At 62.0% G+C, this 23,411-nt stretch carries 26 protein-coding genes; 16 read left to right on the top strand and 10 right to left on the bottom strand.

Translation table 11 applies throughout. The features are described 5' to 3' along the window. Positions 1-4: 4 nt before the first annotated feature. Entirely contained in the window at positions 5-667 is a 663-nt protein-coding gene (locus RXV90_RS18510) for a ceramidase domain-containing protein (protein WP_316650467.1), read from the bottom strand. A gap of 57 nt (positions 668-724) precedes the next feature. Here RXV90_RS18510 and RXV90_RS18505 point away from each other — a divergent pair, with 57 nt between their 5' ends. Beyond that, on the top strand, positions 725-1,417 hold the full coding sequence (locus tag RXV90_RS18505; RefSeq protein ID WP_316650465.1) for a metal-dependent hydrolase: 693 nt from the start codon (positions 725-727) through the stop codon (positions 1,415-1,417). 10 nt (positions 1,418-1,427) lie between these two features. Here the strand turns inward: RXV90_RS18505 and RXV90_RS18500 are convergent, their stop codons facing one another. Beyond that, positions 1,428-2,519, bottom strand: a complete 1,092-nt coding sequence (locus tag RXV90_RS18500; protein WP_316650463.1) for a PA0069 family radical SAM protein — start codon at positions 2,517-2,519, stop codon at positions 1,428-1,430. A 131-nt stretch (positions 2,520-2,650) separates the two neighbouring features. Between RXV90_RS18500 and RXV90_RS18495 the strand changes: the two genes are divergently transcribed. From RXV90_RS18495 to RXV90_RS18450, 10 genes are all read left to right on the top strand, one after another. Continuing rightward, positions 2,651-3,523: an SGNH/GDSL hydrolase family protein gene (locus RXV90_RS18495; protein WP_316650461.1), complete on the top strand. Its 873-nt coding sequence runs from the start codon at positions 2,651-2,653 to the stop codon at positions 3,521-3,523. Positions 3,524-3,610: 87 nt separating this feature from the next. Further along, a complete protein-coding gene (locus RXV90_RS18490) occupies positions 3,611-4,312 on the top strand; it encodes a corrinoid protein (RefSeq protein WP_316650459.1) in 702 nt (233 codons plus the stop codon). Positions 4,313-4,404: 92 nt separating this feature from the next. Beyond that, on the top strand, positions 4,405-4,851 hold the full coding sequence (locus tag RXV90_RS18485; RefSeq protein ID WP_316650458.1) for a PA2169 family four-helix-bundle protein: 447 nt from the start codon (positions 4,405-4,407) through the stop codon (positions 4,849-4,851). Between the two features lie 134 nt (positions 4,852-4,985). Beyond that, a complete protein-coding gene (locus RXV90_RS18480; RefSeq protein WP_316650455.1) occupies positions 4,986-5,624 on the top strand; it encodes a DUF1638 domain-containing protein in 639 nt (212 codons plus the stop codon). 67 nt (positions 5,625-5,691) lie between these two features. Next, complete coding sequence (locus RXV90_RS18475; RefSeq protein WP_316650525.1) at positions 5,692-6,018, top strand: HesB/IscA family protein; 327 nt, start codon at positions 5,692-5,694, stop codon at positions 6,016-6,018. Positions 6,019-6,151: 133 nt separating this feature from the next. Next, positions 6,152-6,934, top strand: coding sequence for an exodeoxyribonuclease III (xth, locus tag RXV90_RS18470; protein WP_316650454.1), 783 nt, complete (start codon positions 6,152-6,154; stop codon positions 6,932-6,934). Between the two features lie 4 nt (positions 6,935-6,938). After that, entirely contained in the window at positions 6,939-7,604 is a 666-nt protein-coding gene (locus RXV90_RS18465) for a cyclic nucleotide-binding domain-containing protein (RefSeq protein WP_316650452.1), read from the top strand. A 36-nt stretch (positions 7,605-7,640) separates the two neighbouring features. Continuing rightward, the gene (locus tag RXV90_RS18460; RefSeq protein ID WP_316650450.1) at positions 7,641-7,934 is read left to right on the top strand and encodes a hypothetical protein; all 294 of its coding nucleotides are present in this window, start codon (positions 7,641-7,643) and stop codon (positions 7,932-7,934) included. Between the two features lie 100 nt (positions 7,935-8,034). Continuing rightward, entirely contained in the window at positions 8,035-8,418 is a 384-nt protein-coding gene (locus tag RXV90_RS18455; RefSeq protein ID WP_316650448.1) for an excinuclease ABC subunit A, read from the top strand. Between the two features lie 230 nt (positions 8,419-8,648). Beyond that, the gene (locus RXV90_RS18450; protein WP_316650446.1) at positions 8,649-8,810 is read left to right on the top strand and encodes a hypothetical protein; all 162 of its coding nucleotides are present in this window, start codon (positions 8,649-8,651) and stop codon (positions 8,808-8,810) included. Between the two features lie 2 nt (positions 8,811-8,812). Here the strand turns inward: RXV90_RS18450 and uvrA are convergent, their stop codons facing one another. From uvrA to RXV90_RS18430, 4 genes are all read right to left on the bottom strand, one after another. Continuing rightward, a complete protein-coding gene (gene uvrA / locus RXV90_RS18445; RefSeq protein WP_316650445.1) occupies positions 8,813-11,671 on the bottom strand; it encodes an excinuclease ABC subunit UvrA in 2,859 nt (952 codons plus the stop codon). A gap of 94 nt (positions 11,672-11,765) precedes the next feature. After that, positions 11,766-12,884: an MFS transporter gene (locus RXV90_RS18440; RefSeq protein ID WP_316650443.1), complete on the bottom strand. Its 1,119-nt coding sequence runs from the start codon at positions 12,882-12,884 to the stop codon at positions 11,766-11,768. Between the two features lie 99 nt (positions 12,885-12,983). Then, the gene (gene lpdA / locus RXV90_RS18435) at positions 12,984-14,381 is read right to left on the bottom strand and encodes a dihydrolipoyl dehydrogenase (protein WP_316650441.1); all 1,398 of its coding nucleotides are present in this window, start codon (positions 14,379-14,381) and stop codon (positions 12,984-12,986) included. A 155-nt stretch (positions 14,382-14,536) separates the two neighbouring features. Beyond that, positions 14,537-14,818: a DUF4242 domain-containing protein gene (locus RXV90_RS18430; RefSeq protein WP_316650438.1), complete on the bottom strand. Its 282-nt coding sequence runs from the start codon at positions 14,816-14,818 to the stop codon at positions 14,537-14,539. Between the two features lie 139 nt (positions 14,819-14,957). Here RXV90_RS18430 and RXV90_RS18425 point away from each other — a divergent pair, with 139 nt between their 5' ends. Further along, entirely contained in the window at positions 14,958-15,905 is a 948-nt protein-coding gene (locus tag RXV90_RS18425) for a LysR family transcriptional regulator (RefSeq protein ID WP_316650435.1), read from the top strand. Here the strand turns inward: RXV90_RS18425 and RXV90_RS18420 are convergent. Then, the gene (locus RXV90_RS18420) at positions 15,878-16,471 is read right to left on the bottom strand and encodes a lytic transglycosylase domain-containing protein (RefSeq protein ID WP_316650433.1); all 594 of its coding nucleotides are present in this window, start codon (positions 16,469-16,471) and stop codon (positions 15,878-15,880) included. The genes RXV90_RS18425 and RXV90_RS18420 overlap by 28 nt on opposite strands. A 154-nt stretch (positions 16,472-16,625) precedes the next feature. Between RXV90_RS18420 and ssb the strand changes: the two genes are divergently transcribed. Then, positions 16,626-17,102 carry a single-stranded DNA-binding protein gene (gene ssb, locus RXV90_RS18415; protein ID WP_316650429.1) on the top strand — a complete coding sequence of 159 codons (477 nt, stop codon included), beginning with the start codon at positions 16,626-16,628 and terminating at the stop codon, positions 17,100-17,102. 75 nt (positions 17,103-17,177) lie between these two features. Here ssb and eda read toward each other — a convergent pair whose 3' ends face one another. Next, a complete protein-coding gene (gene eda, locus RXV90_RS18410) occupies positions 17,178-17,819 on the bottom strand; it encodes a bifunctional 4-hydroxy-2-oxoglutarate aldolase/2-dehydro-3-deoxy-phosphogluconate aldolase (RefSeq protein WP_316650427.1) in 642 nt (213 codons plus the stop codon). A 22-nt stretch (positions 17,820-17,841) separates the two neighbouring features. Continuing rightward, positions 17,842-19,650, bottom strand: a complete 1,809-nt coding sequence (edd, locus tag RXV90_RS18405; RefSeq protein WP_316650424.1) for a phosphogluconate dehydratase — start codon at positions 19,648-19,650, stop codon at positions 17,842-17,844. 200 nt (positions 19,651-19,850) lie between these two features. Between edd and RXV90_RS18400 the strand changes: the two genes are divergently transcribed. From RXV90_RS18400 to RXV90_RS18390, 3 genes are all read left to right on the top strand, one after another. Then, positions 19,851-20,000 carry an RSP_7527 family protein gene (locus RXV90_RS18400; protein ID WP_316650421.1) on the top strand — a complete coding sequence of 50 codons (150 nt, stop codon included), beginning with the start codon at positions 19,851-19,853 and terminating at the stop codon, positions 19,998-20,000. Positions 20,001-20,120: 120 nt separating this feature from the next. Beyond that, entirely contained in the window at positions 20,121-21,314 is a 1,194-nt protein-coding gene (locus tag RXV90_RS18395; RefSeq protein WP_316650418.1) for an RSP_2647 family RNA methyltransferase, read from the top strand. Continuing rightward, entirely contained in the window at positions 21,311-21,850 is a 540-nt protein-coding gene (locus RXV90_RS18390) for an RSP_2648 family PIN domain-containing protein (RefSeq protein WP_316650417.1), read from the top strand. The genes RXV90_RS18395 and RXV90_RS18390 overlap by 4 nt, the downstream gene beginning before the upstream one ends. Here the strand turns inward: RXV90_RS18390 and RXV90_RS18385 are convergent. Next, positions 21,847-23,397, bottom strand: a complete 1,551-nt coding sequence (locus RXV90_RS18385) for a Ppx/GppA family phosphatase (RefSeq protein WP_316650415.1) — start codon at positions 23,395-23,397, stop codon at positions 21,847-21,849. The genes RXV90_RS18390 and RXV90_RS18385 overlap by 4 nt on opposite strands. Between the last annotated feature and the right edge of the window lie 14 nt (positions 23,398-23,411).

Below are 23,411 nucleotides of genomic sequence, written 5' to 3'. Positions count from 1 at the left end.
GCGTTTAGCCGCTGTCACCCCGGGCTGCAAGGCGCGTGCGCAGCAGCACCTCGATCATCCAGCCGAGGAGAATACCGTTGAGGACGTGCCACCAGATATGCGTTCCGACGGGAATGGTTTCGCAGAGCGGTTCATCGAGCGAGCGGAGGACAAGCGAAAGGCAGAGAAGGCTTCCGCCGATGGCGAGGCCAAGCGCCGTTTGGGGCGCGGAGCGGGCGAGTGCGGCCGCGTAAGCCAAGATAAGAACAGGCACCGGCCAGTACGCCGCCGAGATCGCGAAGAACGGCAGGGCCTGGAACACTGGGACGGTCAGCGCGGCGTAGGGGATGAAGGCGGCGGTTCCGATGGCGGAGAGGGCCGACCCGAGGCCCCAGAAGTAGCGGTTTGCAGCGTAGAGATAGATGAGGATGAAAAGCGCGATCGGCAGCACATCGGCCAGCGCCGCCCAGCGCGTCGCGAAGGTATGAAACAGGAAAGAGCCGATCCCGATGGATGTCAGGATCGCGATGAGAAGCGTCACTATGGGAAAGCCATCCGCCCGGCTCCGACGCCACATAACATAGGCAGCGATCAGAAAGGCGATGTTCGAGACGGCATTCAAGGGCTCGGCCCAGAAGCCCGGATCCAGCCGTTCGCAATATCCGTCGATCGTTGCCGTCCAATCCACGTGACTGCCCTGCCTGTCCTGCTATGTTTCAAAGAAGACTATGCAAGGAGAACCCCTTTGAACATCGTTTGGCTTGGACATTCCGGCTTCCGTATCGAAATCGAGGATCAGGTGCTTCTGATCGACCCGTGGATGACGGGCAATCCCGTGTTTCCCGAGGACCGCCGCGCCGAAGCGGTAAGCGGCACGACCCATATTCTACTGACCCACGGACATGGCGATCATTCCGGCGACGCCCTTAGCATTCACAAGGAAACCGGTGCGCCGATCGTGGGCATCTACGACCTTATGTCGTGGTGGGCGGAGACCGAGGGCGCTGAAGTCATCGGCTTCAACAAAGGCGGCACCGTGACGCTGGGCGGCGTGAGCGTCAGCATGGTGAACGCCACGCATTCCTCTTCGGTCGGCGGCGCGTCGGGGCCGGTCTATGCCGGGGCCGAAGCCGGGTTCATGATCCGTGGTGAAGGCAAGACGATCTATGTCTCAGGCGACACCGACATCATGGCCGATATGGCGTGGATGGGCGAATACCATGCCCCGGAAATCGGCATCCTCTGCGCAGGCGGGCACTTCACGATGGACATGAAGGCGGCGGCCTGGGCTGCCAGGAAATACTTCAACTTCTCGACCGTAATCCCATGCCATTACAAAACCTTCCCGCTTCTTGCTCAAGATGCCGAAGAGCTTAGATCCGGGCTTCCCGGCGTCGATGTGCGAGAGCCGGAGGTGCTTGTACCGATCGCGATCTGAGCTTGCACCATCAGAACAGCGACATCTGATCTCCTTGCCTGGGCGGCACCGCAAAAAGATCGGTGCGAAGGGGCGGGAGATCGCGCTGAAGGCCATTTCGCCTGAGCGCGATCTGAAACCGGTGCCGCACCAGATCGGCAAATGGGCCGGCACCCGTCAGCCGCCTGCCCCACTCCGGATCGTAGTCGCGCCCGCCATGCAGGTCGCGCACCCGGCCCATGATCCGTCGGGCGCGATCCGGGCAGGCCTCTTCCAGCCACTCCCGGAACAGCGGGGCGACCTCTCGCGGCAGGCGCAGAAGGATATAGCTTGCGGCAATGGCGCCCGCCTTTGCCGCGGCTTCCAGGATCCCTTCCAACTCGTGATCCGTCAGCGCCGGGATAAGGGGCGACGCCATTACACGCACCGGACATCCGGCGTCGGTCAGCTTGCGGATCGCGCGCAGGCGGCGCTCCGGCGCAGGCACCCGCGGTTCCATTGATCGCGCCAAACCCCGCTTCAGAGTGGTGACGGAAATGCCGACACGCGCGAGCCCCTTCCGGCCCATCCGCCCAAGGATATCTGCATCGCGCTCGATCAGGGTGCCCTTGGTGACCACGGCGACCGGGTGATTGAACGCCTCCAGCACCTCGAGAATACGGCGCATGATCTGTCGCTCGCGTTCGATCGGCTGATATGGGTCGGTGTTGGTTCCAATGGCAATCGTTGCGGGGCGATAGCGCGGGTTTGCCAGTTCGCGCGCCAGGACATCCGGCGCATCCGGGCGGGCGATCAGCCGCGTCTCGAAATCGAGGCCAGGTGAGAGACCAAGATACGCGTGCGTCGGCCGAGCGAAGCAATAGACACAGCCATGTTCGCATCCGCGATAGGGGTTGATCGAGCGATCGAAGTGCAGATCAGGTGAGGCATTGCGGGTGATGACTTTGCGGGGGCGCTCTTCCGAGACTTCCGTGCGAAGGGGCGGAAGCGGCTCGTCGGCATCCCATCCGTCATCCACGGGTTCTGCAACCAGGCGCTCGAATCGGTTCGTGCGGTTCGACAGCACGCCGCGGCCTTTGCGCCGCTCAACCGGCACGCGATTTGGATCGGAGGGGTGTTCCATCGGCGGATGTGTAGAACAAAACATGAACCACAGCAACGTCAACTGATCCGAAGGCTGGACTCGAAGGCATTTCATGACGCCATTTTCGGCGCGTTGGGCGCTGATATGCGTCGGTGGGGAGGAGTTGCACGATGATGCTACGTGCCTTTGTTGCGGTGTGGTTTGCCGCCGTTCCAGTGGCTGCGACAGCCGCGACACTCGAAGAGATCGTGGAGAAGACCGTCGTATTTGGCGACTCCCTCAGTGATCCCGGATTCTTCGGCATCCAGTTCACGGACGGCGATGTTTGGGCCACACAGCTTGGCCTCGACACGACGTCAGGCCAGAATTTCGCAATCGGCGGGGCCCGGGCCTGGGCGTCGGTAGAAGACGAACCAACAGTCGTCAGCTTCGATGACCAGCTTCAACTGTTTACGGACACCAGCCCGGCCTTCGACGCGTACGACACAGCCGTGATCTGGTTCGGCGGCAACGACCTTCTGAACGTGTCGAGCCCGTTTGCGGTTCCGAACGCCGTGGCCGAGATCATCGAAGGGATTGAATTTCTTGCCGACAGCTTCGGTGTCGATCGCTTTATCGTACCGGGCCTCCCCGATCTTGGGCAAATTCCCCTCAATCTGGCCAAGTCGGCCGGCGACCAGTTCGATGCCATGATGGCGTCGATCGGGTTCAATTCGTTCCTGTTCGATGCGCTCAGCAACCTGGCAGTTTCGACCGGGCTGGATGTGCGGTATGTCGATACATTCGGGCTGTTCGCGTCGATCCTCGATGAAGATCTCTTCGACGAGGAACAGATCCCATGCGCGACACTGCCCTCTTGCGACGGACACCTGTTCTATGACGGCATTCATCCGACCGAGGCCGCCCATGCGCTCGTCGCTGGGGCAATCGCTGCCGAATTTCTTGCGCCGGTCCCCGTTCCACCGTCGGCGCCACTTCTTGCCGGGGGGCTTTTGGGCCTTATCTTCTTGCGCCAACGCCGCAATTCACCGGTCGCGAGCTAGCGCTAATCTGTCGCAATCCTTATGTTTGCCCCGGGAAAAGGCGTATAGGACGCTGGAAACCGCGTGGTCCGAGGGGAGCGCTAACATATGTCCGATGATGACGAAATCATCCTGTCCGAGCTGGACGACGAAGAACTTGTCCAGCAGATGTTCGACGATCTGTATGACGGGTTGAAGGAAGAGATCGAGGAAGGCGTTAACATCCTCCTCGACCGTGGCTGGGCCCCCTACCGCGTCCTTACAGAAGCGCTTGTCGGCGGGATGAAGATTGTCGGCGACGACTTTCGCGACGGTATCCTTTTCGTTCCCGAGGTTCTTCTGGCCGCGAACGCCATGAAGGGCGGAATGGCCATCCTGAAGCCTCTCCTGGCAGAGACCGGCGCGCCGCGTGTTGGCAAGATGGTTATCGGTACGGTGAAGGGCGACATTCACGACATCGGCAAGAACCTCGTGTCGATGATGATGGAGGGCGCGGGCTTCGAAGTGGTCGACCTCGGGATCAACAACCCGGTCGAGAAATACCTTGAAGCGCTGGAAACGGAAAAGCCCGACATCCTTGGCATGTCGGCCCTGCTGACAACGACGATGCCCTACATGAAAGTGGTCATCGACACGATGATCGAACAGGGCATCCGAGACGATTACATCGTGCTGGTTGGCGGTGCGCCGCTCAACGAGGAGTTCGGCAAGGCAATCGGGGCCGACGCTTACTGCCGGGATGCGGCGGTGGCGGTCGAAACGGCGAAAACCTTCGTGTCGCGCAAGCATAACCAGATGGCTGCGAACTAAGTCCTTACGGATATTCCGCTTTCCGAGCACAGGAACCAGTATGCGGTTCAGGGCGTTCTCTCGCTGTCATCAAACAGCGGGAGAACAGCGAAATGGCCCAGAGGCTGAACAACCTGAACGACATCATCGCCGTGCTCAAAGGCGGCGCTGACTTCTATCGCAAGGCGTCGCGCCAGAGCGACGACGGCGACCTGTCACAGCTTTTCCTTCAACATGCCGAATTGCGCGAAACCGTTGCCCGCGATCTTTCGAACATCATCGAAGATGTGGGCGGTGAGGTGAAGGAAGGTTCGGCTATGGAATCGACGATGAAAGTCGCGACGCAGGCCAGCGCTTACGTCAGCAACAAGGAAAAGACGCTGGTGAGCGGACTGGAAGAACATGAGGACCGGACGCTCGCGGTGTTCCGGAAGGCCATTCATCATCCGGACAATGCGCGGGACGAGGAGATGCTTGCCAACCATATGGCGCAGTTCGAGCAATCGCACGAGCGGATGAAGGCGCTGAAGGAGGGGAACGCCCCAGCCGCCAAGGCCTGACGGCACGCAACCGACGTCGATCGCTGGCGGCGCAGCGGTGTCTTCCATCCGATCGACCGCAGGCGTGTCAACTGCCCTCCGGAACGCCTCAATGCGCTTGACACCGCCTGCATTCGGGCTCTCCAGTCGCGGGGATGACATATGATGCAGCACTGACGAGCGATGGGCTCGCCCCGTCGCGCCAAGGCCGGATCCTACTTCTGGCCTGCGGCGCCCTTGCCCGCGAGATACTCGCAGTGATCCGCGCAAATGGTTGGGAGCATCTTGATCTCGCCTGTCTGCCCGCGATCCTCCACAACACGCCCGAAAAGATACCCGGCGCGGTGCGCGAGGCGGTGGACAAACATCGCTCTACCTATGACGAGATCTTCGTCGTCTACGCCGATTGCGGAACAGGCGGGCTGCTTCAATCGACATGCGAACAGTTGGGCGTTCGCATGATAGAAGGACCGCACTGCTATTCGTTCTTCGAAGGCAACGACGTCTTCGCCGCGCACGCGGAAAACGAGTTTACGGCGTTCTACCTGACCGATTTCCTCGTGCGACAGTTCGATGCTTTCGTGACCAAACCACTCGGTCTCGACCGGCATCCCGAGCTTCGCGACATGTATTTCGGCAATTACGAAACGCTCGTCTACCAGGCACAGACGGACGACCCCGCCCTGACGTCGAAGGCCGAGGCATGCGCGAAGCGCCTGGGCTTGCGCTTTGAACGACGCTTCACCGGCTACGGCGATCTGGCAGGGTTCGTGGAAGAGGCGGCGCAAGGCTGAATTCTTGCAGGCGGCCGCTGCGACCCATATATCCCGGGTTCGTGAGCGACGAGGCGAGCCCATGGACCTGACACTTCCCCCGACCGTAACCGAGCGCGCCTTTGCGCGTCTGGCGGAGATCAACGCGGATGCGGAGTTGCCGAAGGCGCTGCGTGTGGCCGTTGAAGGCGGCGGATGTTCCGGCTTTCAGTACGATATCCGGCTGGATGAACCGGCGGAGGATGACCTGGTGCTTGAGGGCGGGGGCCAAAAGGTTGTCGTCGACAGCGTTTCGCTGTCCTTCCTTTCAAATGCGGTCATCGATTTTACCGAGGAACTGATCGGCGCGAGATTCACGATCGAGAACCCCAACGCGACCTCAAGCTGCGGCTGCGGCACATCGTTTTCCATGTGAACCTGCAGCACACCGCCGATCTTGAGAAATTAATCACGATTTCATTGCCATACTCCCGGCATTGTGAATGAATCCGCCTGCGGCGGCCGCGGGCGACGCGGCCGCCGGCGAAAGGCGGGTTACCGGAGTTGGCATGAAGATCGCGACCTTCAATATCAATGGCATCAAGGCCCGGGCACAGGCCCTGCGTGACTGGCTTGACGAGGCGTCGCCCGATGTTGCCGTGCTGCAGGAGATCAAATCGGTCGATGAGGCATTTCCGTCGGATCTGTTCGAAGACATCGGCTACAACGTCGCCACCCATGGCCAGAAATCCTTCAACGGGGTCGCGATCCTTTCGAAGTATCCGCTTGAGGATGTGCGCCGGGGATTGCCCGGTGACGACGGTGACGAACAGGCCCGGTGGATCGAAGCCACGGTTGTGGGCGAAGAAACGCCTGTGCGGATTTGCGGGCTGTATCTGCCCAACGGCAATCCGGCACCGGGCCCCAAGTACGATTACAAGCTTGCCTGGATGGAGCGGCTGAAGGCCCGCGCAGCGGCCCTGCTGGCCGACGAGGCCCCTGCCCTGATGGCCGGCGACTACAATGTGATCCCGCAGGATGAGGATGCGGCACGGCCCGATGCCTGGCGCAAGGACGCCCTTGCCCTGCCCCAGAGCCGTGAAGCGTTTCGCCGGATTCTCAATCTCGGCTTTACCGAGGCGGTGGCGACGCGGATGCCCGGGCCGGGCCATTTCACTTTCTGGGATTACCAGGCCAATGCTTATGACCGGAACGACGGGATCCGCATCGACCACGTGCTTCTGACCCCGCAGGCCGCTGATTTGATGACTGATTGCGGGATAGACGCCGGCGTGCGCGGGCGCGAAAAACCGTCCGACCACGTTCCCGTCTGGGTGGAGCTCGCGGCGTAGTGTGATGAGCGAGATCCCCCCCGTCGAAATCCTCGGATGGATCGCGGCCAGCCTGACGCTCGTGGCGGTCGCAATGCGCACGATGGTTCCGCTGAGGATTGCGATCCTCGCGTCCAGTGCTGTCTTCGCTCTTTACGGCGCCATGACGGATGCCTACGGCATCATGGCGCTCCATCTCGCCATCATCCCCTTCAACCTTTACCGGCTGGCCCAGCTGAGGCGCAGCAATGACGCGGCACAGAGAGCCCGGGAAGGTGATTTTTCGCTCGACTGGATCCGAAGCGTTATGCGCCCGGTGAAATTCTCGGCCGGTGAACTCGTGTTCCGGAAGGGTGATCCGCCCCATTACATTTACTACCTTCAATCCGGCGAAGTCGCGCTGGACGAGGTGGACGTGACCCTCGGGCCTGGTGAGATCTTCGGCGAGATCGCCTTCTTCACTGACGCTCATGAGCGCACGCTGACGGCGCGGTGTGTCAGCGATTGCGAAGTGATGGTGATCCGCGAACAGGATTTCGCAAGGCTTCATCATCAGAACCCCGCATTCGGGATCTACATTCTGCGGCTGGTTGCCTCGCGTCTTCTTGAAGGAATCAGCGAACATCCAGAAGCCTACAGGCCTCTGACCGTCCTGCAGCGCAAACGCCGGGGCCACGGAACAGACTCCTGACATCTGCGTTGATCCCGCAGACAAGGAGTATTGTTCATGTACAGGGTTTGCTGCGCTTCAGCGTTGATTTCGGTTGCCGTGTCTTTCGTCGGCACTGTCGGACTGGCTTGCGAGACCGGTGGGAAATGCCTGACGCCGGCTGCATCAAGTCAATCGCTCACCTACGACATCGGCGACACACTGCCCCGTGGCCAGTTCAACGTCATTCTCAACACAGAGTATCACGGCCTTCCGGCAACGGATGGGTCGTTCTGGTACTTCCGTGTGGATCATTCAATCCTGAAGGTTGATCCCGCCACAATGCGGGTTCTTGGCACCGCGGATCGGTAAGGTTTGATCGAAATTCCGCCCAAATCAGCCCCGATATTCGGGTGATATGTCCTATCAGCCCCACCCGTCCTAAAGACGTCGGGACATAAGGAGAAAATCGATGCTTCGGCTTACCCTGGCGGCGGCTGCCGCCCTCGCACTGACTGTTGGCGCGGCCGACCCTGCGCTTGCAAAGAACAACGGCCATTGTCCACCGGGGCTGGCCAAGAAGGCCACGCCATGTGTTCCACCGGGGCTGGCCAAAAAGGGGGTACGTGCGCCCGACTATGAGTATATCGGCGAATACGACGGCTATCGCGCAGGCGATCGCTACGTCTGGACGGATCGGTATGACCGGTTGCGCGATTACGACCGCTACCGCCTGCCGCGGCTCGACGAGAACGAAGCGTATTACCGCGATGGCCGCGTCGTGCTTCGTGTCGATAACGAAACGCGCCGCGTGCTTGAACTGATCCGGCTGGCGGATATCGTTCTGTCGAACTGAACGACGTTCGACAGTCTCCGGCGAAATGATCAATTGTGGCGGGCGCGACGCGTCCGCCTTTTACATTTTGACAACACTTTCCGAGTTCCGCCGCGCACCGTTTCACGTTCGACACCAGATGATTGCGAAAACTTGACGGAACTTGGACTTCGGCCGCAATTTCGCCCAAGTTTCGACCTAGGTGGATGGGGGCACCTCACGACCATAGGAACGCGGAGAACAATAATCCCATGGCCGAATTCACATTCATTGTCGGCGGAACGATTTTCGCCATCTATGCGGGTCTTCGTATCGCCCGTTACGTTCGTACCGAATCCCAGCGCCGCGCAGATGCGCGGCTGAAAGACCACCTCAAGTGGTCGCGTCATACCAAATCGAAAAGCTGGGTCTGACCTTATTCTGCCGCAACGCGCCGGGCGCTCAGCATCTCTTTGAGATAGTGCCCGGTGTGACTTTCCGAAACATCCGACACATCCTCGGGCGTACCTTCCGCCACGATCGTTCCGCCGCCATCGCCACCTTCGGGGCCGATATCGATGATCCAGTCGGCTGTCTTGATGACATCAAGGTTATGCTCGATCACGATAACGGAATTGCCCTGTTCGACGAGTTCGTGAAGAACCTCCAGAAGCTTCCGCACGTCTTCGAAATGAAGGCCCGTTGTGGGTTCGTCGAGGATATACAGCGTCCGCCCCGTCGATCTTTTCGACAGTTCCTTGGAAAGTTTCACGCGCTGCGCCTCGCCACCTGACAGCGTTGTCGCCTGCTGCCCGACCTTGATGTAGCCAAGGCCCACGCGCACGAGGGCGTCCATCTTCTCGCGGATGGATGGCACAGCCTTGAAGAATTCCTGTGCGTCCTCGACAGTCATGTCGAGCACGTCTGCAATGCTTTTGCCCTTGAACTTGATCTCAAGCGTTTCTCGGTTGTAGCGCGCGCCCTTGCAGGTTTCGCAGGTGACATAGACATCCGGCAGGAAGTGCATCTCGATCTTGATGACGCCGTCGCCCTGGCACGCCTCGCAGCGCCCGCCTTTGACGTTGAAGCTGAAGCGGCCGGGTTTGTACCCGCGCGCCTTTGCCTCGGGCAATCCGGCGAACCAGTCGCGGATTGGCGTGAAGGCGCCGGTGTACGTGGCCGGGTTCGACCGCGGGGTGCGGCCGATCGGACGCTGATCGATATCGATCACTTTGTCCAGGTGCTCGAGCCCCTTGATCGTTTCACAGGGTGCCGGCGTCTGCCGCGCGCCGTTCAGGCGCATTGAGGCAGTCTTGAACAGCGTTTCGATTGTAAGCGTCGACTTGCCGCCCCCCGAAACCCCTGTAACGCAGACGAACTTGCCGAGGGGAAACTCGGCCGTCACCGACTTCAGGTTGTTGCCCACGGCATTGACGACGGTAACCTTTTTCTTGTTCCCCTTCCGGCGGGTTGCTGGCACTGCGATCTCGCGCGTGCCGGTCAGGTATTCGCCGGTGATCGAGTTCGGGTTCGCCGCGATTTCCGCAGGTGTACCCTGGGCCACGATCTCGCCGCCATGCACACCGGCGCCAGGGCCAATGTCGAGAACGAAATCCGCCTCGCGGATCGCCTCTTCGTCGTGTTCAACGACGATTACGGTATTGCCCTGATCGCGAAGGTTCTTGAGCGTCGTCAGAAGCCGTCCGTTGTCGCGCTGGTGAAGCCCGATAGAGGGTTCATCGAGGACGTAGAGCACACCGGTCAGCCCGCTGCCGATCTGGCTTGCAAGGCGGATACGCTGGCTCTCACCGCCTGACAGTGTTCCGGCATTCCGGCTGAGTGTCAGGTATTCGAGGCCCACGTTGTTCAGAAAGCCTAGACGCTCGCGGATTTCCTTCAGAATCGCGTAGGCAATCTCGTTCTTTTGTTTTGTCAGATGGTTCGGCGCATCCTCGATCCATTCCAGGGCTTCGCGGATCGACTTCTGTACCACCTCGCCCACGTGCAGCCCGGCGATCTTGACCGCCAGCGCTTCGGGCCGCAGGCGGAACCCGTGGCAGGTATGACAGGGGCGATTGTTCTGGTAGCGCTCGAATTCCTCGCGGATCCAGCTTGAATCGGTCTCGCGATAGCGCCGTTCCATATTGGGAATGACGCCTTCGAAGGGCCGCTTCACCTGGTAGACCCGGCCACCTTCGTCATAGCGGAACTGGATCTCTTCGCCGTTCGAGCCGTAAAGGAAAACCTGCTGCACGTGGGCCGGCAGATCCTTCCACTTGGTGCTCTTGTCGAACTCGTAGTGCTTCGCGATCGCTTCGATCGTCTGCAGAAAATAAGGGCTTTTACCCTTGCGCCATGGTGCTAGCGCCCCGTCATAGACCTTCAGGTTCTGGTCGGGAACGACAAGCCGTTCATCGAAGAAGAGCTCCACGCCCAGGCCATCGCAGTCGGGGCAGGCGCCGAAGGGCGCGTTGAACGAGAAGAGACGCGGCTCGATCTCCGGGATCGTGAATCCTGACACCGGGCAAGCGAAGTTCTCCGAAAATGTCACGCGTTCAGGGTCGCCTTCTTTCGGAGCTGTCTCGAGGATCGCGATTCCATCGGCGAGATCGAGCGCGGTACGGAAACTGTCGGCAAGCCGTGTTTCAACCCCCTCGCGCACCACGATGCGATCGACAACCACGTCGATATCGTGGCGAAACTTCTTGTCGAGCGTCGGGGGCTCGTCGAGTTCATAGAACTCACCGTCGACCTTGACCCTTTGGAAACCCTGCTTGCGCAATTCGAGGAACTCCTTGCGGTATTCCCCCTTCCGATCCCGCACGATGGGGGCAAGAAGATAGGCGCGCGTCCCCTCCTCCATCGTCATGACGCGATCGACCATGTCCTGCACCTGCTGCGCCTCGATGGGCTGACCGGTGGCCGGGCTGTAAGGCGTGCCTGCCCGCGCAAAAAGAAGGCGCAAGTAGTCGTAGATCTCGGTCACCGTCCCCACGGTGGAACGCGGGTTCTTCGAGGTGGTCTTCTGCTCTATGGAAATCGCCGGCGAGAGGCCCGTGATGTGATCGACATCGGGTTTTTCCATCATGTCGAGGAACTGCCGCGCATAGGCCGACAGGCTTTCCACATACCGGCGCTGCCCCTCGGCATAGATCGTGTCGAAGGCAAGCGAGGATTTGCCCGACCCCGACAGTCCGGTGATCACCACAAGCTCGTCGCGCGGGATATCCACATCGACATTCTTGAGGTTGTGCTCGCGCGCGCCGCGCACCTCGATCTTCTTAAGCTCGGGCATCGTCGTCCTCGTTCAGGGGCAAGCGCACTAGATAGCAACGCCTTGGCGAGACTCAATGGCGTTAGCGGAACATTAAGCGAACATCGGTCGCCCGTCACGCGGATTTGGCAATCTTTCTGTGGATAAGCCAAAGCGCGCCCAAACCGGCGGCAGAGATCGCGGCGGCAAGCGCCACGGGCCCCGCGAGCCCGGCCCCGAGCGTTACGGAGAAGAGAGGCACGGACAGGAAGGTTCCGACATTGCCCATCTGTGCGAGCGCGCCGTTGCCACGGGCGCGATCTGCGGGATCGGGGTTGAGCCACGGGATCGTGGCAAAGGCCCCTCCCGGAATCAGCCCTATGAAAACGAAGACAAGCAGCGCGAGGGGCGCGCGCAGCGTTTCGGGCACCATAAGCAGCAGACCCAGCCCCAGAATGCTGGCCCCGTATCCAAACGCCGTGATCCGTGCCGGGGAAATCCGCCTCGCCAGAACCCCTGCCCCGAACGTTCCTACGAGCGCTGCCAGAGGTAGAACAGGGCCGGTCCACCCACCGAGAAACCGGGGCAGGAACGTCAGAAGACCGAGAAACGTCGCCGCATGCCATAGGAATCCGGCAGCCCCTGCGAAGACACGCGGGTTACGGTAAATGGCAAGGTGGCGTGCAAGCAGGCCTTCGCCCGGCTGAGAGGGCGGCATGACCTTCGGCAGGATAGGCCAGAGCACGGCGGCGAGCACGAGAAGCCCAGCCCCATGAACGAGATATACCGCCGTCGGCCCGCCGAGAAACGGCACCGCGGCGGCAGCGGCAGCAAAGCCGACGCCGAAGAAAGTGCCCCAAAGCCCCATCGCGACCGAGATGTCGCGCGGCGCCGCGACTGCCGCCATCAGTGTCGGTGCCGCAACGACGAGCGCCAGATGGGCCGCGCCCTCCGCGAGGCGCAGGGCCATGAACAGCGGAAAGGGCGGCAGCATGGCCTGCACCGCAGAAAAGCCGGCCCCCGCGAGAAGCGCCGCCAACAGAACACGCCTTGCCCCTAGACGCGCCACGATGACGCCCGCCGTCACACCAAACAGAACTCCCATCACCGATTGGGCCGAAACGGCAAACGCCACCGGTCTGTCGGGGTAGATCAGCGCGAGATCATCAAGCGTCAGCGCAATCTTCGCGAACTGCGCCGCGGCGAAAAGGCCGGCGACGAATAAAAGGAGGATCAGCCGCCAGTCAGTGCGCATGCGCCGTTTTCCGCCGCGCGGGCCACAAGGTCAATACGCCCGCGGCGGTCACCAAGCAGAAGGCGGGGCTCCCCTGAGAGCCCCGGCAACTTCGTGCTATCAGATGTGGATCACCCGGTCATAGGCATCCAACACGGCCTCGTGCATCGCTTCCGAGATCGTCGGATGCGGGAAGACCGTTTCCATCAGGTCTTCCTCCGTCGTTTCGAGCTGGCGGCCAACCACGTAGCCCTGGATCATCTCCGTCACTTCCGCACCGATCATATGCGCGCCCAGCAGTTCGCCCGTCTTGGCATCGAACACCGTCTTGATCATGCCCTCCTGCTCGCCCAGCGCGATGGCCTTGCCATTCCCGATGAACGGGAAACGGCCGACCTTGACGTCATAGCCGAGTTCCTTCGCCTTCGCTTCGGAATACCCGACGGAGGCCACCTGCGGGTGGCAGTAGGTGCAGCCCGCAATGCTTTCGGGCTTCACGGGATGTACGTTGTTCTTGCCCGCGATCAGTTCGGCCACCATCACGCCTTCATGGCTGGCCTTGTGGGCAAGCCAGGGCGCGCCTGCGATATCGCCGATTGCGTAAAGTCCTTCGACGCCGGTTCGGCAATAGGCATCGGTCACCACATGCGTCCGGTCGATCTTGACGCCCAGCGCTTCAAGCCCCAGGCCCTCGACATTTCCGACGATGCCCACAGCCGAGATCACCGTGTCGAAATCCTGCTTCTCGACCTTTCCGTTCGCCTCGATATGGGCCGTCACCTTGCCCTTGCCGCGATCAAGCTGCTTGACCATGGTCTTCTCCATGATCGTCATGCCCTGCTTCGCGAAACTCTTCTTCGCGAAGGCCGAGATTTCGGCATCCTCGACCGGCAGAATCCGATCCATGACTTCGACAACCGTCGTTTCGGCGCCCAGCGTGTTGTAGAAACTCGCAAATTCAATTCCGATCGCGCCCGATCCGATCACGAGGAGTTTCTTCGGCATCCGCGGCGGCATCAGGGCGTGCTTGTAGGTCCAGACGAGATCACCGTCGGCTTCCAGCCCTGGAAGCTCACGCGCGCGCGCTCCGGTCGCCAGAATGATGTTTTTGGCCGAAAGCTCTTCGGTGCCCTTGTCCGTCTTGACGCTGACCTTGCCTTTCGACGGCAGGGTCGCTTCGCCCATCACCACCTCGACCTTGTTCTTCTTCATCAGGTGGCCGACACCGGAATTCAACTGCTTGGCAACGGCGCGCGAGCGTTTCACCACGGCGTCGAGATCATAGCCGATACCCTCGGCTTTCAGGCCGAACTCCTTCGCCCGGTGCATCAGGTGGAACACTTCCGAGGACCGCAGCATCGCCTTCGTGGGGATGCAGCCCCAGTTCAGGCAGATCCCGCCCATATGCTCCCGCTCGACGATCGCGACCTTCAGACCCAACTGGCTTGCCCGGATCGCGGCCACGTATCCGCCGGGGCCCGCCCCGATCACAACGACATCGAACGATTTTCCTGCCATGAATCCCTCCGGAGATCAGCATCGAGCCAGATTGTTTGACGTTAAACTATCTGCCACAAGAGGAGTGCTGTGTCACCCGTGCGCCGTTGCCGCAGGGACAATCCCGCCCTGCGCCGGACGCAGGGCGGGCGTATCCATCCCCGGATCGCCAGGGGTCAGTTGTTCGCGGTCAGCGGATCGATGATCTGCGGCACTTCCGTGATCGATCCCACGGGAATGCCGCTCAGTTCGGAATGCTTGCGGATCGCGTCTTCATCCTGGGCGAGGTAGACGCAATAGGTCTTGTCGCCGGCAACGTAACTGTGTTGCCACTGAATACCCGTCCCGATCTCGCTCAGTGCCTTGTTCGATGCGCGGGCGGCGCCGCAAAGCTCGGTCAGGGACATCGCGCCGATCCCCGGGATCTCACGTTCGATGATGAAGCGTTTCATAGTCATGGCGTTACTCCTCCGATGTCGATGGCCCCAGTCTGCCGGACATAGCACGGCGGGTATAACCCAATTTTCTTTTCCTCACTGAAGCCAAGCTTTGGTAAAGACATGGAAATCTTATCGAATTAAAGGTAAGCTTTATCAAATGCCGGCAACCACGCATCTTCGCGCCCTTCAGGCGCTCGAAATCGCACTGCGCCGCGGCTCCCTCACCGAAGCCGCGCGTGAAATCGGCATTTCGCCGGCGGCCGTGGGCCAGCGGATTCGCGGGCTCGAAGATTACCTCGGAACCGAACTCCTCCTCAGGGGGCGGTCCGGCCTATGGCCCACCCGCGAGTTGGAAGCGGCGCTTGATGATCTCAGAACCGCCTTCGCGGCACTCGACCGTGTCACCGAGAAGCTGGATTTTCAAAGAGTCACCGAAATTCATATCGTCGCCGAGCCGGATTGGGCGGAACTCTGGCTCCTGCCCCGGCTCGAAACGTTTCGTGCCGAGCATCCCAATATCCTTTTCTGCATCAACGGCGAAGGGGATGTTCCGGTTCGCCTTGGCGCGCCGGATTGCCGGATCGAATACGGCGGGACTTCCGGCGAACCGCTTTACACCGACATCCTGATGCCGATCACGGGGCCGGACAACGTTCGGCGGATCGGCGACTGGGACCCTGTGCTTCAGATGCAGGGTATGCCGCTTCTGCATCTCGAAGCGCACCGGCGCAGCGACAACCACCCCGGCTGGGTTGCCTGGTTCGAAACATTCGGTCACCGCCGCGAGGGCCCCGACCGGGGGCCGCACTACCAACATGCGCGTGTCGCGCTTGAAGCTGTGCGCGATAATGTGGGCTTCCTCGTCTGTGGGCTTTCGCTTGCCGCCCGCGACGTCGCCGAAGGGCGGGTCGTCCTGCCTCTGCCCCGCGAACAGCATCTTCTTGCGCCTGAACCCTACCGCCTTGCGATCCGGCCCGAGGCACTGGCCCGTCCGCAACTGCAAAGGTTCGTGGCCTGGCTGACCGACGAAATCGCCCGGACCGTCGAAGAAATCGCGCACCTCTCCGGCCGGGCGCCTCAGGAGCCGAGGATCGCTTTCACATAGCCCTGCGTCTCGCGGTAGGGTGGAATGCCACCGTATTTCTCGACCGCGCCCGGGCCAGCATTGTATGCGGCGAGGGCAAGCCGCCACGAGCGGAACTTTTCGTACTGCATCCTCAGGTACCGCGCGCCACCTTCGAGGTTCTGCACCGGATCGTCCGGATTGACGCCCAGCACGCGCGCGGTCGCCGGCATCAGTTGCGCAAGACCGCGCGCGCCCTTGTGAGAGACCGCACGAGGGTTCCAGCCGCTTTCCTGCTGCACGAGCCGCAGGAAAAGATCGACCGGCACGTTGTGCTTGCGCGCAATCTGCGTCGCGACGTTGAGATACTGACCACGATAGGATCCGGCATATGCGGGCAAAACCGGATCACGCCCGGGGATCGTGTAGCTCGGCGTCAGCCGCACCGAGTTCGCGTATTGCTGCGCTGCCCGGGAATCCAGGACACTGGTCTGGCTCTTGAAAAGCTTCTGCCGGCTCTTGGATGACACGCTTAGCGTTTCGGCAAGAACCGGCAAGGCCGCCGCCGAAAATGCAAACGAGAGCGTGACGATGGCAAGTCGTCTCATTCACTGTCCCCCAAGATAAAAGACCGCGCCAGACTAGCCGGTTCGCCGCAATCAGCCAACCCTCCGTGATCACGCCTCAATTGACCTACTGTTAACCACGTTCGGCCAAGTGTAGGGTCGGCTGAACCAACAGAATCGACGGGAGGCGAAAGCGATGGCAGGCTCGGTTAACAAGGTGATCCTGGTGGGCAATCTTGGGCGCGACCCGGAAGTGCGCACCTTTCAGAACGGCGGCAAGGTCTGCAACCTGAGAGTGGCGACATCGGAGACCTGGAAGGACAGGAACACCGGCGAACGCCGCGAGCGGACCGAGTGGCATTCGGTGGCAATCTTTTCGGAGCCGCTGGCGCGGACAGCGGAGCAATATCTGCGCAAGGGCTCGAAGGTTTATCTCGAAGGCCAGCTTGAAACCCGCAAATGGCAGGACCAGTCGGGGCAGGACCGGTACTCGACCGAGGTCGTCCTGCGGCCCTACAATTCTACGATGGTCATGCTCGATGGCCGCGGCGAAGGCGGTGGCGGCATGGGCGGCGGCGGTGGCGGCTACATGGAGGACCAGTCCCGCGGCGGTGGCGGCGGCTATGGCAGCCCGGCTCCCGCAGGCGACATGGACGACGAGATCCCGTTCTGATCCAATCTTCATTTTGGCGTAAATACTCCGGGGTGTGGGGCGGAGCCCCACTCTCTCCGGCTGAAATGACCTTCGTTAACCTCCGAGTGCCGAAGCCTCGCGCGCGAGGGCTTCGACCGCATTCCAGTCTCCGCGGCCAACGCTTTCCTTCGGCGCCACCCACGATCCACCGACACAGACGGTATTCGGAAGGGCAAGGTATGTCCGCGCCTTCGTCAAATCGATTCCGCCGGTCGGGCAGAATGTAATCTGCGGCAGGGGCGCGCCGATCGCCTTGAGGGCAGGCGCGCCGCCCGATGCCTCGGCTGGAAAGAATTTCTGTACCGTGTAGCCCCGCTCCAGAAGGCGCATCGCTTCGGTCGCCGTGGCGGCGCCGGGCAAAAGCGGGAGGTCCGCGTCCTCGCAGGCATCGAGAAGCCGGTCGGTCGCGCCGGGCGACACGCCGAAAAGCGCACCGGCTTCCTTTGCCGCATGCACATCGGCCGGTGTCAGAAGTGTTCCCGCCCCGACCACGCCGCCCTCGACGCGCGCCATCTCGCGGATGACATCAAGCGCAGCAGGCGTTCGCAGCGTCACCTCAAGCGCAGGCAGACCGCCGGAGACGAGCGCCTGGGCCAGCCCCTCGGCACGTTCTGCATCCTCGATTACGAGAACCGGAATCACCGGCGCCAGCCGACAGATTTCAAGCGCCCGTTCGCTAGCTTCGCTTGGGGTCATTGCGTCTTCTCCGTTCCGTCCGTCATCGCACTGCCACACCCGCACCTTCCGCGGCAAGACCACAGCTTTCGCGGAACATCGCAAAAAGCTCGCGCCCCAACCCGCTTTCATTGGCGCTGAGATCCGCCTCGGCGATCTCGCGTGCCTCGAAGCCCTCTTCCAGAACCTCGAGCACCCCTGCCTCCGCATCGACCCGAACACGGTCGCCATCGCGCAGTTTCGCGATCGCCCCGCCCTTCGCGCCTTCGGGGCTTACGTGGATTGCGGCAGGCACCTTGCCCGAAGCCCCGGACATCCTGCCATCAGTGACGAGCGCCACCTTGAGCCCCCGGTCAAGAAGCACTGCAAGGATCGGGGTCAGAGAATGCAGTTCCGGCATTCCGTTCGCTGCCGGGCCCTGGTACCGGACAACGACGATCGTATCCTCGGTGAAGGCCCCGGCCTTGAACGCCGCCTTCACATCTTCCTGGTCGTGGAACACGCGCGCATTCGCCTCGATCACCCGGTGCTCGGGCTTCACGGCAGACACCTTCATGACGCTCCGCCCGATATTGCCCTTCAGTTCGCGCAGCCCCCCGGTTGCTTGGAACGGGTCTGACACCGGCCGCAGGATCTTGTCATTCTCCGAGACGCGCGGGCCCTGGGCCCAATTCAGTTCGCCGTCGATGAGCCTCGGCTCCTTGCTATAGGCGCCGAGACCGTCGCCAGCGACCGTCAGCGTATCGGAATGGAGCAGCCCCTCCGACAAGAGTTCGCCGATCATGTAGGCAAGCCCACCTGCCGCGTGGAAGTGGTTCACGTCCGCCAGACCGTTCGGATAGACCTTCGCCATAAGCGGAACCACCGCCGACAGATCGTTAAAATCTTCGATATCAAGCAGAACACCGGCGGCCCGCGCCATCGCCGGGAGGTGAATCACTAGGTTCGTCGATCCGCCCGTCGCCATCAGGCCGACGATCCCGTTCACGAAGGCCTTCTCATCGAGGACATGGCCTACAGGGCGGAAATCGTTTCCGAGGGCCGTGATCTCAAGCGCCCGCCGTGTCGCGGCTTCTGTCAGCGCATCGCGCAGCGGCGCGCCCGGGTTCACAAAGCTCGACCCGGGCAGGTGAAGCCCCATGAATTCCATCAGCATCTGGTTCGAGTTCGCCGTGCCGTAGAATGTGCAGGTGCCTGGCCCGTGGTAGGATGCCATCTCGGCTTCCATAAGCTTGTCGCGCCCGACTTCACCGGCGGCGAACTGCTGGCGCACCTTCGCCTTCTCGTCATTCGGCAGCCCGCTTACCATCGGCCCTGCGGGCACAAAAAGCCCTGGCAGATGGCCGAAGGTTGCGGCAGCGATCACGAGCCCCGGCACGATCTTGTCACAGACACCGAGATAAAGCGCCGCGTCGAACGTATTGTGGCTGAGCGCCACGCCCGCCGCCATTGCGATCACGTCGCGCGAGAACAGCGAAAGCTCCATTCCAGTCTGGCCCTGAGTGACACCATCGCACATGGCGGGCACGCCGCCCGCAACCTGCGCCGTGCCGCCCGCGTCGCGGGCCGCCTGCTTGATGCGGGCAGGATATGTTTCGAACGGCTGATGCGCTGACAGCATGTCGTTATAAGCCGTGATGATCCCGATATTGGGCACCCGCCCCTCGACAAGCCGGGTTTTGTCCTCTCCCATCGCCGCATAGGCGTGAGCCTGATTTCCGCAGGTGAGATGCGCACGCTTCGGCCCTGCCTCTGCAGCCCGTGCGATCTGGTCGAGATAGAGGTGCCGTCGCTCGCGGCTCCGCTCGACAATCCGCTCGGTTACACGGGCGACGGTCTGGTTGAGGGCCATTGGCTTGTCTCCGGATCATTATCACGCGTTTGTTCAGTTCATACATAGTTAGCGCTAACAATTCCACCCGCATCCGCAAGATTATGCTTGCAGCAAACGCATAGCGGAGTTGCCGCAATGGTGGTGGTTCAACGCAGTGCGCTTTCTTACCTCTTGTCACGAGGAGGAAACGCAAGACACTCCGGAAGAGGATAAGGAATATGAAACCGTTCGATCCCAATTCACCGATCGACTATGCCGCAATCGAACTGGAAGCGCGCAAAATGCGTGCCGAAGCCGTGCGCAACGGGGTGACGAAGCTCACCCGCTGGGCGGCCCTGCCGTTTCACCGCGTGACACGGGCGATCTGAGACAGAATAGAGTTGAGGCTGCGCCCGGCGACGGGCTGCGCCTCGCCGCAAGATCCCGGGCCGGTGCCTTTCGCCGCGCCCGGGATTTTCGTTCTGCCCAGAATCGCGTAGGCGGAGCGGATGACAGACGCCCTGCCCCGAATCCGCCTTCTGCCGAAGACCGATCCGCGCCCGATACGGCGCGGTGCGCCGTGGGTCTATGCCAATCAGATTGTCATGGATCGCCGCACGCGGTCCATTCCAGCGGGCGCAATCGCCATACTGGAAGATGCAGAGCGGCGCGATGTGGCCCTGGTCGCCATCAACCCGCAGTCGAAGATCGCCGCCCGGATACTGGATCGGGATGCCAAAGAAACGATCGAGGCGGATTGGCTTGCCCGGCGGCTGAAAACGGCGCTCGACCTGCGCGAAAGGCTGTTCGACAGTCCGCATTACCGGCTTGTTCATGCAGAGGCCGATGGTCTGCCCGGCGTGGTGATCGATCGGTTCGGCGACGTGGCCGTCCTTCAACCCAATGCCGCCTGGGCCGACCAGCGATGCGAGATGTTTCGTGACGCGCTTTCCGGGCTCGGCATGCCAACGGTCTACAAGAACGCAAGCGGCCGCGCCCGGGCGCTCGAAGGTCTTGACGACGAGAGCATGCTCTTGTCGGGCGCACTCGGCGATGCCCTTCCGGTGCCGATGAACGGCGCCACCTACCTTGCCGATATCGTGGCTGGGCAGAAAACCGGGTTGTTCTACGATCAGAGACCGAACCACGCCTTCGCGCAGCGGCTGGCCAGTGGGGCGCGTGTGGTTGACGTGTTCAGCCATGTCGGCGGCTTCGCCCTTGCTGCTCTTGCGGGTGGCGCGGCCTCTGCGCTCGCCGTCGACGCCTCGGCCCCGGCCCTTGCGCTGGCAGAAGCGGGTGCGCGCGCAAGCGGCATGGACGCCCGCTTCAGCACAAAGCAGGGTGACGCGTTCGAAACACTCGCAGCACTCGCCGGAGAAGGCCGGGAATTCGATCTGGTTGTCTGCGATCCTCCCGCCTTTGCACCCTCGCGCCAGGCGCTCGATGCAGGATTGAGGGCCTATGAAAAGGTGGCGCGCCTTGCCTCCCCTCTCGTCGCGAAAGGCGGATATCTCGTGCTCTGTTCCTGCTCGCATGCGGTCGATCTGGCGGCCTTCCGCGCGGCGTCGCTTCGGGGCATCGGGCGCGCGGGGCGCGAGGCGCAACTCATTCACACCGGGGCCGCCGGCCCCGATCACCCGCAACACCCCCACCTGGCGGAAAGCGCCTATCTCAAGGCGCTGTTCTTCCGACTTCTGCCATGAGCCGTGTGCTGATCGACGCTAACGTGCTTTACCCGACCGTCCTGCGCGAAATCGTGCTGGGCGTGGCCGCAACCGGCTTCTTCACGCCCTTGTGGTCGGGCAGGATACTCGAGGAATGGGCGCGGGCCGCCCAGCGCCGCGGCGACGGTGATCTGGCCCGGGTTGAGATCGCGCGGGTGCGCGATGCCTGGCCGGATGCGGAAATCGAAGTCTCAGTAGAAACCGAAGCCCGGCTGAGACTCCCTGATCCTGCGGACACCCACGTGCTCGCGGCGGCAATCGACGGCGGCGCAGACAGCCTTCTGACCCAGAACCTGCGCGACTTTCCACCGCGTGCCTTGTCCCGCGAAGGCATCTTCCTGCGTGCACCCGATCCGTTTCTTCTGGAGGCGCTGAAGGCCAATCCGGATGCCGTACGTGCTGTCATCGGTGCGGTTCACGCGACCGCCGAACGGCTGTCTCCCGATCCTCTGCCGCTTCGCACCCTGCTGAAGCGCGCACGTCTGCCAAGACTTGGCAAGGCGCTCGCCGGTTAGGGGCCCTCGGGGCGCACGATCTCCGGCTCTGCACCAAGCGCCGAGGCGAGGGACATGAACCTTGCCTCGGCAACCTCGCCAAGCAAATCCTCGGCCCCGCGCGCAAGATACATCGTCAGCTTGCCCGCGCCGGCATCCCAGTCGAGCCGCCCCATCAGATCGGGGCTCTGCGCCGAAAGCATCGCACCGAAACGCATCGCCTTGCCCAGGATCTCCGCACTCCGGATCTCGTCCTCCGAGAGAAGATCAATCAGTTCTTCATGACGAACACCGGCGCGCGAATTCTTGTAGCGATGGAGAAGAGACAGACCGAGGAACACGCGCTCCGGATGCGTGACGCCGCCGAGGTTGGCGCGCGTCGCCGCCTCGAACGTCACCTCGTGGCGGTAATCGGGATGCGCGCGCCAACTGACATCGTGCAAAAGGCAGGCCGCACGCACGAGCCGCAATTCTTCGTAGGGCGCCCCCGGAAATAGCGGTTCGATGAACTTGTAAAGGCGGCGGCCGAAGCCCGGCAAACGCGCGTCTTTCTGTTCATAGAAGCGGCAGGCCTCAATCAGAGGATCGCGCTCGCGCAACCGCTGCGGCATCTGCTCGTAAAGCATGCCCTCCCGAATGCCGTAGCTTGAAACGGCGATGTCATGGGGATCGAAGGCCTTCAACATCGCGCTCAGAACCTCGGACGCGAGCGGCACGAGCGCCATCCGCGTCTCCCCGATCCCGGTAATCTGGCGAAGTTCGTCAACGTCGGTTTCGGCAATGAAGCGCAGCGTCTCCTGCACATCCTCGCGGGTCATCCGGTATTCGTGAAGCACGGTGAGCGGATAGGAGCGCCGCACCATATCGATCCTCGCAATCGCCCGCCAGGATCCACCGACAAGGAACAGGCGGTCCTTTTGCTCGCCCATCCTATCCTTGAGATCGGACATCACGGTCTTGATGTGCTTGGCAATTGCCTTGTTGCCGCCCGATATCGTTTTGAGCCGAAGCGGTCCGAGCCGTGAACTCACGCGCCGCCCAACCCGGCCGTCCTTGAGTTCGGCAAGTTCCATCGACGACCCGCCGATATCGGAGACCAGACCGTAGGCCCCTGGCCAGCCCAGAAGCACGCCCTGTGCCGAAAGCCGAGCCTCCTCCTCGCCGTCGATCACCCAGATCTTCAGACCGGTCGCTGCCTCGATTTCTCTCCGGAAGGCCGGGCCATCCTCGGCCTCGCGCATCGCCGCCGTGGCCACAGCCGTCAGCGGGCTGATCCCCATTCCATCCGCCAGAAGGCAGAACCGCTTGATCGCGGCAAACGCGCGTTCGCGGCCCTCGGGGTTCAGGCGCCCCGTGTCGGCAAGCCCCGCGCCAAGCCCCGCCATGACCTTTTCGTTGTAGAAGTAGGCCGGGCTTCGCGCCGCGCCGTCGAACACGACAAGCCGCACTGAGTTCGATCCCACGTCGATGACACCCACGCGCGACAGCGCACGTGCCGAAGGATCATCGAATAACGGGCGCCCGAACGGGCCCCAATCGTCGCTCGGGTCGTCTGTCGCTCCGTCCATCAGCCTTCTTCACG

This window comes from Ovoidimarina sediminis, from assembly GCF_032586175.1.
Taxonomy (GTDB): domain Bacteria; phylum Pseudomonadota; class Alphaproteobacteria; order Rhodobacterales; family Rhodobacteraceae; genus Ovoidimarina; species Ovoidimarina sediminis.
The sequence above is the reverse complement of the archived record's forward strand: the minus strand, read 5'-3'. Positions and strand labels throughout refer to the sequence as shown.